Source organism: uncultured Parabacteroides sp., assembly GCF_905196875.1.
Taxonomy (GTDB): domain Bacteria; phylum Bacteroidota; class Bacteroidia; order Bacteroidales; family Tannerellaceae; genus Parabacteroides.
In genome coordinates this window covers 1-14,016 of sequence record NZ_CAJJWO010000102.1, presented here as the reverse complement: position 1 = coordinate 14,016, position 14,016 = coordinate 1, and the positions used below count along the sequence as shown (strand labels likewise).

The window sequence follows — 14,016 nt, the reverse complement described above, 5'->3', positions numbered from 1 at the left end:
CGTTAGTGAACGAAGTTATTCTATAAAGAGACTATTTTTTATCGCTGATTTATTATATTTTTGTGGCCATTGTCCGGTGTGAACCAGGCAATGGCTTATTAATTTTTTAAGAGTTATGGTAATAGATAATCAAACAGGACTTGTATTGGAAGGCGGGGGGATGCGTGCCATCTTCACGGTCGGTGTATTAGACTATTTTATGGATCACGATATCTGGTTTCCCTATACGATCGGCGTATCGGCAGGAGCCAGCAACGGTATTTCGTATGCTTCCCGGCAGCGGGGGCGTTCAAAATACAGTAATATCGATCTGTTGAAAAAATATAATTATATCGGCCTTCGACACTTTTTGAGTGGTCGGGGTTATATCGATATGAAATATTTGTTCTATACATATCCGGAACAGGATTATCCGCTCGATTTCGACACTTATTTCAAGTCGAAAGATCGTTTTGTGATGGTTACCAGCAACTGTTTAACAGGTAAAGCAGAGTATTTTGAAGAGAAACAGGATAAAGACCGTTTGGTGGATATCTGTTGTGCTTCCTGTTCGTTGCCGGTATTATGTCCGGTAGCGTATGTGGATGGTATTCCGATGGTCGATGGTGGTGTTTGCGATGCTATACCTATCCAACATGCTATTGATGACGGTTTTCATAAGAATGTCGTTATTCTGACCCGCAATAAAGGATACCGCAAAAAAGATAAAGACTTTTATCTTCCCGGTTTTATTTATAAACAGTATCCTGCTATACGCGAACAACTAAAACTAAGATATAAACGATATAATGAGGTACTCGATTATATCGATCGACTGGAAGCGGAAGGAAAGGTATTTGTGATCCGTCCGGAAAAAAAGATAGAAGTAGGACGGACTGACAGTAATCCGGATCGGTTAGAAGCTTTATATAATGAAGGGTATGCGCTTGCAGAGCGTTTAGTAGGGGCGGCCCTTACGACCGCCCGCTAAGTATCAATCTTTACATTCTTTGTGTAAGTCTTTGCTCAAGCGCATGGCACAGAAGTTCGGACCGCACATCGTACAATATTCACCATCGGTAACCGCACTTTCTTTATAATATTGCAAGGCACGCTCCGGATCGAGCGATAAGTTGAATTGGTCTTTCCAGCGGAAATCGAAACGGGCTTTGCTTAATGCGTTATCGCGAACCTGGGCACCGGGATGTCCTTTTGCCAGGTCAGCAGCGTGAGCGGCAATCTTATATGCGACAACTCCGTTACGTACATCTTCTTTATTAGGTAAACCCAGATGTTCTTTCGGTGTAACATAACAGATCATAGCTGTGCCATACCAGGCTATCTGCGCTGCACCTATGGCAGAAGTGATATGGTCGTAACCGGGAGCAATATCTGTTGTAAGCGGGCCTAACGTGTAGAAAGGTGCTCCATGACAGGCATATTGTTGTTCTTTCATATTCTCGTGGATCTTATTCATAGGAACGTGCCCAGGACCTTCAATAATAACCTGCACGAATTTCTCCCAGGCAATTTTTGTCAAATCTCCCATAGCATGTAATTCGGCGAATTGCGCTGCATCGTTTGCATCATAAATAGAACCCGGACGAAGTCCGTCACCAATAGATACTGCGACATCGTAACGGCTTAGGATATCACATATTTCAGCAAAATGGGTATACAGGAAGTTTTCCTGATTGTGCAGCTGCATCCATTTGGCCATAATGGAACCTCCGCGCGAAACAATACCCGACAAGCGGGTGGCAGTCAGGTCCACATGTTTCTTCAACAGACCGGCATGAATAGTAAAGTAGTCGACACCTTGTTCTGCCTGTTCAATCAGAGTGTCACGATAGACTTCCCAGTTTAAAGCTTCCACATCACCGTTCACTTTTTCCAAAGCTTGGTAGATAGGTACGGTACCCATCGGAACCGGACAGTTACGGATAATCCATTCGCGGGTTTCATGGATATTATCGCCGGTAGAAAGGTCCATCAATGTATCGCCTCCCCATTTACAGCTCCATACTGCTTTCTCTATCTCTTCACTGATACCCGATGACAAAGCCGAGTTACCGATATTGGTATTGATTTTTACCAGGAACTTCTTTCCGATAATCATCGGTTCGGCTTCCGGGTGGTTGACATTGGCCGGGATGATAGCACGTCCGGCTGCAATTTCCTTGCGGACAAAGTCGGGCGTTATATATGATTTTAAACCCAGTGCTTCGATCTGCTGGTTCTCGCGGATAGCTACATATTCCATTTCGGGAGTTATGATGCGGCGTTTAGCATAGTACATCTGCGTAATGTTCTTCCCTTCTTTAGCGCGATAGGGCAGATGATGTTTGGGGAAACGGATCTCATCCAGGCTCTTGTCTTCCAGACGACTACGGCCATACTCGGATGTAAGTTCGCTTAATTGTTCGATATCTTTACGTTTACTGCACCATTCTTCACGGATACGGGGAATACCGGCTGTTATGTCGATATTTATCTTCGGATCAGAAAAAGGACCGCTGGTATCGTATACAATTACCGGATTGTTCTTTTTGAAGATCTTTTCTCCGTTCTCCTCAACAGTTACAGTATCCAGCAATTTGATTTTACGCATTCCTACCTTAATCTTATTGATCTCGCCCGGTACATATATTTTCTCCGACGACGGATAAGTTATACGCATCGTATTCTTCTTGTTTGCCATTGATTTATATTTTAGTATTTATTTATTTCATTAATAAAGCGGCGTGTTTCTTCTACAGGATCATCCGCATTGATTATTGCGCCGGAAACAGCTATACCAGTTATGCCGGTTTGCATCAATGCCCCGACATCTTCCAGGCAAATACCTCCGATTGCAAATATCGGTATATTATAACCAGCATCCTTGCATTGCTGTATTATTTTTCGATATCCTTCCAACCCCAGAACCGGACTTAATTTCTTTTTTGTTTCCGTATGACGAAACGGGCCTAATCCGATGTAAGAGGCTCCTTGTTCAACGGCACGTTTTATATCCTCAAAAGTATTAGCCGTGGCACCGATGTAAAAGGTTTCATCCGGAGTAAGGAACTCACCGGTTTTCTTCCAGGCCTCAGACACCGGAATATCTTCTTTTCCCAGGTGGACAGCTGTTGCACCACACCGTAAAGCTATTTTTATGTTATCATTGATGCAATATACACATGGGGTAGTATGCATATTGATTAATTGGCCGATCTCCCTGGCTGTGAAAATATTCATATTCTCTTTCATCCGGAGTTGAACCCATGAACAACCTCCGTCCAGAACCATTTTAACTTCCTCGGCTTCTGTATACCTGGATGTCCGGTGAGTGATAAACATCAGACGTTCCCCATTTGTATGGGGAATGAAGCGACCTCTGTTTGCAGTTTTATATTCTATTGCCATAAAGCTAATTGTTTATATCGTTCTATAATGGATTCAATTTGGTTTCCGGAAGGTTCATTCCCCCATAAGGCCCCCAAAACAGCTACTCCGCCAAAGTTAAGTGACTTTATCAAAGGGATAGTCGTTGGGTCCATCCCTCCGAGAGCTATCACTTTTTCATTGATAATACCATCTGAGGCCGCTTTTTCTAGCACATCCATCGGGAATCCACTGCCATAACCCTCCTTGGATATGCTTTGAAAAATAGGACTGAGGAATACATAGGCCAGTTCCTGGTTCTCGTGGATTTCTTCCAGCGAGTGACAAGAGCGACTGATGCTTCCTTCAAATCCTTCCGGTACCGAATAATTCCGGCTGTTCAGATGGATACCAACCAGTTTATATTCCAGGACGAGTTCAAAATGATCGTGCAATACAATACGTGGATAGTATTCTGGTGGTATAGTCTCCAGCAGCCGTCGTAATTCATCTATATTACTTTGGGGTTTGCGTAGATGTAATCTTTCCATTCCTTCCTGAAACAGAAAGGATAATATCCGGCTTTCGCCTTCGAAGAAATGAGGAACTGTAATAACGATCAGTTTCATAACCCATTCGTTTTTATTTTTACCAGAGGTATCGGAGCAAAGAAATGATTCAAAGGCCCGTGTCCATGACCGGTTGTTACATCTTTTCCGGCAAAAATAGCTTTTGTTATATATTCTTTGGCCAATTTCACTGCTTCCTGTAAATTCTTACCTAATGCTAAATAAGCCGCAATAGCGGAAGACAATGTACAACCGGTTCCGTGTCCATTTGTTGTTGCTATTATTTCTGCCGAAAGTCGGAGAGGAGTTAAATTGGTAACATATAATATATCAGTCATGTTATCTCCTTTCAAATGACCGCCTTTCATCAGGACGGCACGACATCCCAATGCAAGTAGTTTATTGGCAGCCTGCTCCATTTCTTTTTCAGAAGAGATTTTTATACCCGAAAGAAATTCAGCTTCATCGATATTGGGTGTCACCAGTGTCGTTCGTTTGAACAGTTCGCGTACAATAATATGAATAGCATCATCGTGCAATAACTTATTACCACTGGTAGAGATCATCACCGGATCTAAAATTATATGGGAAGGAGAAAATTTATCTATCGTATCTACAACAATCTCCGCAGCGGCTTTATTATGTAACATGCCAATCTTGACAGCGTCAATTGTAATATCTTCAAAGACTGCATCCAACTGTCCTTTCAGTATCTCGGGAGAAATAGCCTGAATACCTCTGACTCCCTGTGTATTCTGGGCAGTAACGGATGTTATCACAGAAGTGCCATAGACTCCTAATGCAGAAAATGTTTTAATATCTGCTTGTATACCAGCTCCGCCGCCGCTGTCTGAACCGGCGATTGTAAGTGCTGTCGGATAACGATACGTTGTATCTGTTTTCATTTTTACATGCAAAAGGAGGGAAAAGCCTTTGTCTGTCTTTCCTACGGCGGCATTACCCGCATCAGGTTCACAGGGTATAATCTCAGCCCGTTTACAGTATGGCACCCCCTTTTCGTGGACAAAGGTAACAAGATTGACAGGAGAAAACAAAAGTGAATTGTTAAATTTAAGAGAGATTTTATAGCAGTAACGAAATAATCTCTTATATTTGCCACTGCAATTCGGGTCTAATATTGCTTTTCTTCCGGATTGCAGTTCCCTTTTGCCATAATAATTAAATAAACAAATCATGCAGAAGCAAACAGGTTTATATGTTATTACTGGTGGGCCAGGCACAGGTAAAACATCACTAATAGAAGAACTTAAAAGGTCGGGATTTAAAGCTGTAGAAGAGGTTGCACGCGAAATAATAAAAGAGCAGATGCAACAAGGCGGGGAAGCCCTTCCGTGGAAAAATACGGGATTGTACACAAAGCTTATGTTGGAACGTTCCATTGGATCATATCAGGTTAATGCCAGAAACGATGAGATATTATTCTTTGACAGAGGAATCCCTGATACATTGGCCTATGCGCGGTTGATCGGGCTGGTAAATACCGAGAAGATAGAACAGGCAGTAGACCAGTATAGGTATAATAATCCGGTATTTATACTGCCTCCCTGGGAAGAAATATATTGTACGGATAAAGAACGAAAACAATTGTTTAATGAGGCAATAGATACATACTACGTAATGAAAGAGGTTTACGAAAAAGCAGGCTATACATTGATAGAAATACCTAAACTTCCGGTAACGGAGAGACGGAATTTTATTATTAATTGTATAAGAGTATCCTAATTATTCTATATTGAGAGTCCTTTTTATGGGATTTGTTGTCAATTGGCATATAATCGGTTCAATTTGGAACATTAAGAAAGAGGAATCTGTTATAATTTTGCGGAGTCTTAACGAGAGAGTTAAATAAAAGGTGATGATGGGGAAGAAGATTGTTTTTATTCTGACATTTGTAATGATTGCTTTAGCTTCAAAGGGTCAGAACACTATAATAAATGGAGTTGTAACGGACTCAATAACTGGAGAGTCGTTACCGTATGTTTCAGTTATACTTAAAGGTACAACGATAGGGGCAACAACTGATGATGATGGAAAGTTTTCATTAACAACATCATCTAATGCCCGAACTCTGTCGGTGTCTTATTTGGGATATGAAGAAAAAGAATTTAAAGTAGCTATAGGGAAGAAGAATTACTTTAAAGTAGCTTTAGCACCCTCCAGTATCGCTCTTAACGAGGTTATCGTCAAACCTAAAAAGGAGAAATACAGTAAGAAAGAAAATCCTGCCGTTACTTTCGTAAAGAATGTTATCGATTCGCGCGAAAGTAATAATCCGCGTAATCATGATTACTTTAGCTATAGCCAGTATGAAAAGATGGTGTTCGCTATGAACGATTATCATCCCAAACCAAAGAAAGAGAACGGTAAAGCCGGGAAGTTCGACTTCCTGATCGATTATATCGATACTTTGGACATCGGCAAAACGATCCTTCCGGTTTCAGAAAGGGAGAAAGTGGAGGGTGTATTTTACCGTAAGGAACCTAAATCCGAGAAAAGAGTGGTGCTGGGAGCAAAAGCAGCTGGTGTGGATGAAGTATTTTCGCGTGACGGGATACAGCAGTTCCTCGGAGAAGTATTCCGTGAAGTGGATATCTTCAAAAATGATATTCCACTCTTCCTGCAACGTTTCGTAAGCCCGCTTTCTACTATGGGACCTAATTTCTACAAATATTATTTGCTCGATACCGTCCAGGTTAACGGACAGCAGTGTGTCGATCTGGGATTTGTCCCGTTCGTTTCGGAAGGTTTCGGTTTTACCGGACATCTTTTCGTTACACTCGACTCTACCTTCTTTGTTCAAAAAGCAATTTTAAATGTGCCGAAGAATATTAACCTGAACTTTGTCAGCGGAATGACGATCGAGCAAACGTTTAAAAAAACGGAAGATGGGACGCGTATCATTACCAAAGATGATATAAATGTAGACTTCAAACTGACGGAGAAATCGAAGGGTATGTATGCCCGCAGGTTAAACATATATAGCGACCATTCGTTTTTACCTCCTGAGAATCAGGATATATTTCAGGAAAGTGCTCCGATACTCACTTTGCAGAATGCTTATAAACAACCGGATGATTTTTGGGATCTGAACCGTCCGGAAGAGGCTGGAGTTCGAAAACAGAACACGGTAGAAAAACTGATGGCCAAATTGCGGGCTGTTCCCGTCTTCTATGTCACGGAAAAGATTATCACAATTCTTACTTCCGGTTATGTCGGAACCAGCACCGATCCGCTAAAGAATAAGTTTGAGTTCGGACCTGCGAATACTTTCATCAGTGGTAATGCCATTGAAGGAGCTCGTTTCCGTGTAGGAGGAACTACCACTACCGCATTCAGCAAACGTCTTTTTCTTGAAGGATATGCTGCATACGGAACTACGGACAGAAAACTGAAATATGACGGATTAATTGAATATTCCTTTAATGATAAAAAGGAATACCGTAAGGAATTCCCGGTTAACTCAATCCGGTTACAGTATACTTACGATATCAATCAGTTGGGACAACAGTATATGTATACTAACAAGGATAATATTTTCCTTGCCTGGAAACGACAGAGAGATACCCGTGCTACTTATCTGAGAAATGCGGAACTTGCTTATTACCGGGAACATTATAATGGTATCGCTTACGGTGTGACCCTTCGTAATAAAAAAGAGATCGCAACAGATTATGCTGTTTTTGACAGAATCGAGGCCGATGGTCATATCTCTCCAATCAAGTCATATTCTATGACAGAGATGGAGTTTAAATTCCGCTTTGCCCCGAACGAGAAGTTTTATCAGACACGTAACTATCGATATCCGATCACTTTCGATGCTCCGATACTTACATTGAATCATATCACTGCAAGAAAAGGCGTGCTGGGAGCTGATTATACATACAATCGTACAGATATCGGCATTCAGAAACGTTTCTGGTTTTCCGCTTTCGGATATGTAGACATTATCGGTAAAGCTGGTAAAGTGTGGGATAAAGTACCTTATCCATTGCTGATTTTACCGAATGCCAACTTGTCTTATACCATTCAGCCGGAATCATATACCAATATGAATGCAATGGAGTTTATCAGTGATGAATACGCTTCATGGGATGTAACCTATTTTATGAACGGGCTTATCTTAAACCGCCTCCCATTAATCAAAAAGTTGAAATGGAGAGAAGTGCTGTCATTCCGTGGAATGTGGGGCAACCTGACAGATAAAAACAACCCTTATTACGGTGGCAAAGATCTGTATCTGTTCCCGGAAGGTTCGTATACTTTAGGTAATACTCCATATATGGAAGCCGGTGTTGGTATTGAAAATATCTTTAAGTTCCTTCGTCTTGATTATGTCTGGCGTTTGACTTATCGTGATAATCCGGGTATACAGACAAAAGGTGTTCGCTTCTCGATGAAATTATCATTCTAATATAAAAACTTTGCCATGCCTGTGGCAGAGTTTTGCCATGCCTGTGGCAGAGTTTTGCCATGCCTGTGGCAAAGACTCTTTCTCTTATCAAAATGCTTCCGTCATATTCATATAAACCTGAACTCCATCCAGTCCAGGTTCTTTTCCTATATCCAATCTGAAGTTTTTACCCGGCTGCATCTGAACACGTAATCCGGCACCGAAATTCAGTTTCCATTTATTCCAGTCAAAAGGGGTATTACCGATTGTTCCGGTCCCCATCCAGGCTACAAAACCACATTTCGCCCAAAAGTTACCACTACTGTATTTTGCCGGGGAACCGAACATATGCCGATATTCGAGGATACCATAGGCCATCGATTTGTCTCTGTATTTACCCCAGTAATATCCACGCAGGTCGAAAGGTGAACCGAATGAAGGTAATTCGGAGTAGGGGACATCCCCCATACCAATCTGGCTTTTAGCAATCCACGCCAAGGTACTTCGGGGACGAAAGACATTTACAAAGTGGCGGTATTCGAGTTCCAGTATCTCGTAATTATATGCTCCTCCGAGATACTTCCCGAATGCTTTAATATTTCCACTGAGCAATACACCTTTTGTCGGGGTTGCCACATCGTTTCTCGTATCGTACTGGATTAGACCTCCGATACCTACATTCAGATATTTCAATTTGAACTCATTGAAATAAGGATCTTTTTCCATTACCGGATTTATATCGGAAGCTTTCGTATAGTTGATATCAAACAAACCTCCCAGGTAAAAGTGCGGTCGTACTTCCCAGACAAAACGGGGATAGAGTTGGAAATAACTTCTGTGATAACGGGTAGTCGAGTCACTTCTATCCACATGATCGATCGTTTCGTATCCTTTCCCATAATAATGGGCAGGCTCATTCCTGTATCCATAGCTGGCATAAATACGGAATTTATTCTGATTGAAAAAGAAAGTACCGGCACCGGCAACAACGATTGTTCCATTTAAAGAAAGGTTTATACCGGCAGGCAAGAAAGATCGTTGGGAAATCGTATCGTTCTTATTGAGCCTGAAGCTGGCTAATACAGCACCGCCAACGCCTAAAGAAGCTTCAGGGGTATAAGATGGCCCGCCCAGGACAGACCACCATATTTTTTTCTGGGCACGAATGGAATCTTTGCGCAACTGTTTATAATAGCGCTTCAACTGTTTATCGTTTAGTTGCTCTCCATCAATAATAACAACCTCTTTAGGGACAGTATCGGATGGCGTTATATTCTGTGCCTTTCCGGGCAAAGCAGAAACAGACAGGATCACTCCTGTGAAAACTATTACATGTTTAAACATCGACTGTTTTGTATTTTAGGTTGCAAAAGTATGAAAAAGAAAACACATAAACAGCTTTTTTTGTTTATAGCCTTTGGAATACTTAAGGTTTCTGCACAGGAATTTTCAACCAGAACAAGGAACCTTCTCCTACACAGGATTCTACGCCTATACTTCCTCCGAATTTTTCTGCAATCATTGCGCAAATAGGAAGTCCAAGGCCTGTACCTTGTGCGAAGGTATTCAATTTTACGAAACGGTCGAAGATCTGGTCTTTCTTATCTTCCGGTATGCCTATTCCGGTATCTTTTACATAAAAGCGGATCTCGGCGGCGGATTCATCCATTGTATATCCGAATAGAATAGAACCTTTCTCTGTGAATTTTAAAGCATTGGTAAGGAAATTGATTATTACCTGCATCAGACGGCTCCGGTCTGTATTGATCACACATTGGGGTAACTTTTGGTCGAAAGATATAAGGATTGCATCCGATGTGTTTTTCAGCTTTATCTGATGGCAGATATCTTCCATCAATTCATTTATATCCACTTGATCGTATGTGAAGTCCAGTGAGCCTGATTCTATCTTTGCCATATCGATAATATCATTAATCAGTTGAAGTAAAAGATCATTATTCATCGATATAATATGGATGAATTCTTCTTTTTCCGAAGGATCATCCGTTTCTGTCAATAAGCTAGAAAAACCGACTATTGCATTTAACGGAGTACGGATCTCATGGCTCATATTGGCCAGAAAAGCAGATTTCAGTCGATTGGCTTCGTCTGCTTTTTTAACCTCATACATCAGGTGTTCAATCCTCTTTTTATCTGAAATATCTTCGATTTTCATCAATCCTCCCAGAACATTGGTTTCGGTATCGTCAAATATCGGAATAGCACTGATTTCAACCGTTGTATCTCCTTCTGAAAATTCATGGCGTACCGGCTCTTTCTTAGTCATAGCCTCACTCAAGGCGCAACGGGGACACGGATCTTTTCTCCCCATAACAGTTTCATAACATACTTTTCCGGGAGTGTATCTGCGACCTTTGCCCAGTTCTTTCAGATTAGCAGTAGATTCCCATTGTACTATATAATCTTTATCTGTATAGATCAGGCCGAAGTTGATACTGCTAAGTACCATATTCTGGGTTTTAGCCGCATTTTCTAATTCTTCTTTTGCCTGAAGGAGTTTTTTTTCATATTCCTTCATTTGTGTTATTTCCCAGCGAACAATCAGAAGCCAACGGTTCCCTTCGTGAGAGATGATCGATTTATTAACTATTGTATTATGTAATACGCCATCATTAGTTACATAGTCCTCTTCAGCCCGGTAATTCTGTCCTTTACTTACCAGTTCTTCATCTATCCGGCGATATTTCATACCTCGTTCGGGACCATAAAGTTCCATGTCCGATTGTCCCAACACCTCTTCCCGTCTGATACCCGATTGCACTTCAGCCTCTTTATTCCAGTAGGCATATTTATAATCGTCGTCTATATTCTTTACAAAAACAGGGAAAGGAAGATTATCTAAAATATCCAGACTAAACGAATGTGTTTCGGTTTTATAAGTCTTATTTTCACGAATGAGTTTTTGATTTTTAAATATTAGTAAGACTATTATAATAGATAAAATCAGAAACACCGGGATACATATGGCTATATCCGAAGTTAGCATCAAGATTATAAAGTTTATCACGATGAGTATTCCCATATCTGTATTATTACTTTACCCTTTACAAATCTTCGCAAATGTATCATTTATATTTCAATTAATTTCCGAATACTGTTGAATTTCATAATAATTTTCTATTCTACCTCTATTTCTTAACAGAATAAGCGACCGAGTCTCCTTGTTATCTGAGAAAATAACTTTACTTTTGAAGATGTAAACAGAGAAGAAGTAAGTATGAAGAAAGTAGCTGTTCTGATAACCATTTTGTTAATATTCTTACAACCGGTTAATGCACAGAAAGTTGGATTGGTTTTAAGTGGAGGAGGAGCAAAAGGTGCTGCACATATAGGAGTCATTAAGGCGCTTGAAGAGAATGGTATACCTATCGATTATATAGCCGGCACATCCATCGGTTCCATTATCGGTAGTTTGTATGCTATGGGTTATTCTCCCGAAGAAATGCTGGAACTGATGTTGTCGGAAGAATTAGGTTATTGGCAAACCGGAACAGTAGAGAATGAATATAAATATTATTTTAAAAGACCGGACCCAACACCTGAGTTCGGCCATTTCTCTATTGACATGACAGATTCGTTACAGATAAAAGCAAACTTTCTGCCACAAAGCCTTATCAACCCGATCCAGATGAACCAGGCATTTATGGCACTCTTCTCACAGGCAACAGCTAAAGCCGGATGGAATTTCGACAACCTGTTTGTACCATTTCGCTGTGTAGCCTCCGATATTTACAGTAAGAAAGCGATCATATTCAAGAATGGAGACTTGGGAGATGCAGTGCGTGCCTCTATGACTTTCCCCTTCTTTTTTCAACCTATCTGGAAAGATAGCATTCCTCTTTTCGATGGTGGTATTTACGATAATTTTCCGGTAGGTCCAATGAAAGAGGCTTTTCATCCAGATTTTATTTTCGGATCGACAGTTGCCGGTGGTAATAATAAGCCTTCCAGCAACGCATATAGTCAAATTGAAACAATGATCATGCAAAAAACGGAGTATGATATTCCGGAAGAAGATGGTATGATGGTAAAGTTCAGTTTCCCTACTGTTTCATTACTTGACTTTCAGAAAGCAAAAGAATTGATGGATATAGGCTATAAACGGACAATGAGTATGATGGATTCCATTAAACAAAGGGTTCCTCGCAGGGTTCCACTCACAGAAGTTAATATGCGAAGAGTTGCCTATAAAGAAAGTTTGCCTCCACTGATTTTTCAGAATATATATGTAACAGGCGTTTCGGAATCGCAACGTAAATACATCGAAGCACAGTTACACCGTGATATGAACCACGAGTTCTCAATGGAGGAGTTCAAACGGGCTTACTTCAAAATGCTTACCTCTTCAAAGATCAAAGAGATCATGCCTCATGCCGTTTACAACCGAAGAGAAAAAAAGTTTGATCTTTATCTGGATGTTAAAATGAAAGAAGAAATTACCGTTGGTTTCGGAGGAAATGTCTCGTCGCATCAGGCAAACCAGTTATTTCTGGGCTTAGGTTATCAATATTTAGGTCGTTATGCAGCCGATGTGAATGCGAACTTTCAGGTCGGTAATTCTTTTAGCGGTATTATGCTCAGCGGACGCATTTATTTACAAACCAAGATACCTACTTATCTGAACTGGCAGGGAGTGTACTCCGACAAAAGATATTCGGAAAGCCAATCGTTGTTTTATGAAGATGTATTACCGGCTTTTATCAAACAGAAAGAACTATATATGAAGCTTAAGCTTGGATTCCCGTTCCTTAACAGGGCTAAATCGGAAATAGGCTTTGCTTATGGACGCCTGAATGATTATTATTTTCAGAGTACGAGTATGATGTTTCCAAACTCGACATTCGATCATAGTCGGTATGACCTTTTTAGCGGTTCACTCAGTATTGAGAGAAATTCGTTGGATGCCAAGCAATATCCGATAGCGGGACGGAAGCAATTTCTGATTGCCCAGTACGTTACGGGTACAGAAAATTATACACCTTCTACGTTGACCTCGGAGAACCAACCTGTCAATAGGAAGGTACACAGCTGGTTACAGCTGAAAGGGGAGTGGCAGCATTATGAAACATTGAGTAACCGTTTTAATCTGGGATTCCAGGGAGAGTTGGTTATATCCAGCAAGAACCTGATGAATAACTATACGGCGTCTGTTCTTCAAGCTCCTGCTTTTACTCCCACACCGCATAGTCAAATTGTCTTTAATGAGGCTTTTCGAGCGAATCAATATTTTGCAGCAGGGATTTCACCAATTTATAAATTCAGTAAATTGCTTCATTTCCGTCTCGACCTATATGGCTTTGCTCCATTATATGAGATAAAGAAGGAAGAAATCAGTACTACGAACAACTCTTATATGGCAGTTCCTTATTATGGGAAATTTCTTCACTCATTTAAGTATATGGGAGAGGCTGCTCTGGTTCTGCAATTACCTTTTGCCTCTATTAGTCTGTATGCCAATGGATATAGTTATCCGGCGAAGAATTTCAACTTCGGACTGAATATCGGCTACTTGATCTTCAATCCAAAAATGTTAGATTAATTTGAAAAAAAGATATAGCAAAGTCTTGCAAGTTTAAAAGAAAACACTACCTTTGCACTCGCAATCACGAAACAATGGCCGCGTAGCTCAACTGAATAGAGTAGCTGACTACGGATCAGCCGGTTACAGGT

The 14,016-nt window shown here is 40.8% G+C and carries 10 protein-coding genes and 1 riboswitch; of the genes, 4 read left to right on the top strand and 6 right to left on the bottom strand.

Annotated features, from left to right (window positions below):
• Nucleotides 1-115 precede the first annotated feature (115 nt).
• The gene (locus tag QZ076_RS20625) at nt 116-970 is read left to right on the top strand and encodes a patatin family protein (RefSeq protein WP_293716933.1); all 855 of its coding nucleotides are present in this window, start codon (nt 116-118) and stop codon (nt 968-970) included.
• 3 nt (nt 971-973) lie between these two features.
• On the opposite strand, the gene thiC is transcribed toward QZ076_RS20625, so the two are convergent.
• From thiC to thiD, 4 genes are read right to left on the bottom strand one after another with little or no spacing between them, the layout of a single operon-like run.
• A complete protein-coding gene (thiC, locus tag QZ076_RS20620) occupies nt 974-2,680 on the bottom strand; it encodes a phosphomethylpyrimidine synthase ThiC (RefSeq protein ID WP_293716931.1) in 1,707 nt (568 codons plus the stop codon).
• 11 nt (nt 2,681-2,691) lie between these two features.
• The gene (locus QZ076_RS20615) at nt 2,692-3,387 is read right to left on the bottom strand and encodes a thiamine phosphate synthase (RefSeq protein ID WP_293716929.1); all 696 of its coding nucleotides are present in this window, start codon (nt 3,385-3,387) and stop codon (nt 2,692-2,694) included.
• Complete coding sequence (locus QZ076_RS20610; RefSeq protein WP_293716927.1) at nt 3,378-3,974, bottom strand: thiamine phosphate synthase; 597 nt, start codon at nt 3,972-3,974, stop codon at nt 3,378-3,380. Before QZ076_RS20610 ends, QZ076_RS20615 begins: the two co-directional genes overlap by 10 nt.
• Nucleotides 3,971-4,819, bottom strand: coding sequence for a bifunctional hydroxymethylpyrimidine kinase/phosphomethylpyrimidine kinase (thiD, locus tag QZ076_RS20605; RefSeq protein ID WP_293716925.1), 849 nt, complete (start codon nt 4,817-4,819; stop codon nt 3,971-3,973). Before thiD ends, QZ076_RS20610 begins: the two co-directional genes overlap by 4 nt.
• Nucleotides 4,820-4,841: 22 nt before the next feature.
• Nucleotides 4,842-4,938: riboswitch (TPP riboswitch) on the bottom strand.
• A 170-nt stretch (nt 4,939-5,108) separates the two neighbouring features.
• Between thiD and QZ076_RS20600 the strand changes: the two genes are divergently transcribed.
• A complete protein-coding gene (locus QZ076_RS20600) occupies nt 5,109-5,657 on the top strand; it encodes an AAA family ATPase (protein ID WP_293716923.1) in 549 nt (182 codons plus the stop codon).
• Nucleotides 5,658-5,793: 136 nt separating this feature from the next.
• On the top strand, nt 5,794-8,346 hold the full coding sequence (locus QZ076_RS20595) for a DUF5686 and carboxypeptidase-like regulatory domain-containing protein (protein WP_293716921.1): 2,553 nt from the start codon (nt 5,794-5,796) through the stop codon (nt 8,344-8,346).
• Nucleotides 8,347-8,433: 87 nt separating this feature from the next.
• On the opposite strand, the gene QZ076_RS20590 is transcribed toward QZ076_RS20595, so the two are convergent.
• Together QZ076_RS20590 and QZ076_RS20585 are read right to left on the bottom strand one after the other, a co-directional pair.
• Nucleotides 8,434-9,669 carry a BamA/TamA family outer membrane protein gene (locus QZ076_RS20590; RefSeq protein ID WP_293716919.1) on the bottom strand — a complete coding sequence of 412 codons (1,236 nt, stop codon included), beginning with the start codon at nt 9,667-9,669 and terminating at the stop codon, nt 8,434-8,436.
• A gap of 82 nt (nt 9,670-9,751) precedes the next feature.
• On the bottom strand, nt 9,752-11,368 hold the full coding sequence (locus tag QZ076_RS20585; RefSeq protein WP_293716917.1) for an ATP-binding protein: 1,617 nt from the start codon (nt 11,366-11,368) through the stop codon (nt 9,752-9,754).
• 195 nt (nt 11,369-11,563) lie between these two features.
• Between QZ076_RS20585 and QZ076_RS20580 the strand changes: the two genes are divergently transcribed.
• Complete coding sequence (locus QZ076_RS20580) at nt 11,564-13,885, top strand: patatin-like phospholipase family protein (RefSeq protein WP_293716915.1); 2,322 nt, start codon at nt 11,564-11,566, stop codon at nt 13,883-13,885.
• The last annotated feature ends 131 nt before the right edge of the window (nt 13,886-14,016 follow it).

Excerpts from the sequence above, each read along its gene's own strand:
- QZ076_RS20610 (WP_293716927.1), bottom strand. The coding sequence starts at position 3,974 with ATGAAACTGATCGTTATTACAGTTCCTCATTTCTTCGAAGGCGAAAGC.
- QZ076_RS20580 (WP_293716915.1), top strand. The coding sequence starts at position 11,564 with ATGAAGAAAGTAGCTGTTCTGATAACCATTTTGTTAATATTCTTACAA.
- thiC (WP_293716931.1), bottom strand. The coding sequence starts at position 2,680 with ATGGCAAACAAGAAGAATACGATGCGTATAACTTATCCGTCGTCGGAG.
- QZ076_RS20585 (WP_293716917.1), bottom strand. The coding sequence starts at position 11,368 with ATGGGAATACTCATCGTGATAAACTTTATAATCTTGATGCTAACTTCG.
- QZ076_RS20590 (WP_293716919.1), bottom strand. The coding sequence starts at position 9,669 with ATGTTTAAACATGTAATAGTTTTCACAGGAGTGATCCTGTCTGTTTCT.
- QZ076_RS20625 (WP_293716933.1), top strand. The coding sequence starts at position 116 with ATGGTAATAGATAATCAAACAGGACTTGTATTGGAAGGCGGGGGGATG.
- QZ076_RS20615 (WP_293716929.1), bottom strand. The coding sequence starts at position 3,387 with ATGGCAATAGAATATAAAACTGCAAACAGAGGTCGCTTCATTCCCCAT.
- QZ076_RS20600 (WP_293716923.1), top strand. The coding sequence starts at position 5,109 with ATGCAGAAGCAAACAGGTTTATATGTTATTACTGGTGGGCCAGGCACA.
- thiD (WP_293716925.1), bottom strand. The coding sequence starts at position 4,819 with ATGAAAACAGATACAACGTATCGTTATCCGACAGCACTTACAATCGCC.
- QZ076_RS20595 (WP_293716921.1), top strand. The coding sequence starts at position 5,794 with ATGGGGAAGAAGATTGTTTTTATTCTGACATTTGTAATGATTGCTTTA.